Origin of the sequence: Fusibacter bizertensis (assembly GCF_029914245.1) — a bacterium.
GTDB lineage: Bacteria > Bacillota > Clostridia > Peptostreptococcales > Acidaminobacteraceae > Fusibacter_C > Fusibacter_C bizertensis.
In genome coordinates, this window is sequence record NZ_JARYZI010000045.1 from 1 (window position 1) to 418 (window position 418).

The window sequence follows — 418 nt, forward strand, 5'->3', positions numbered from 1 at the left end:
TTAGCAAAGCCCGTAGACATGTAAAAATCTTTTACAGTTTGAAGCATCTTGCATCTCCTTTCGTATAAATCATTATCGCTTATCCGATAACGACTAATACATCTCCTGAATTTACTGATGCGCCTTTTGTAACTGAAATTGATTGTACAGTTCCAGCAACTGGTGCCATGATTTCATTTTCCATTTTCATTGCTTCAAGTATCACTAGTACAGCGCCATTTGCTACTGTATCGCCTACTTTAACTTTGATGTCTAATATTGTACCAGGCATTGGTGATGCTACAACTTCTCCATCTCCTACCGCTACTGGCGCCGCTTTTGGTGCCGCTTTTGGTGGTGCTGCTGGTGCTGCTGCTCTTGGAGCTGGTGCCGCTGTTTGAGCTGGTCTGCTTACTGGTGCAGAAACCGCGCCGCCTAC

General features: G+C 44.7%; 1 protein-coding gene. It reads right to left on the reverse strand.

Annotated elements, in window-relative coordinates:
- Positions 1-79: 79 nt before the first annotated feature.
- Positions 80-418 (reverse strand): biotin/lipoyl-containing protein (locus QE109_RS17645; RefSeq protein WP_281095852.1); only part of this gene is annotated, 339 nt, incomplete at its 5' end.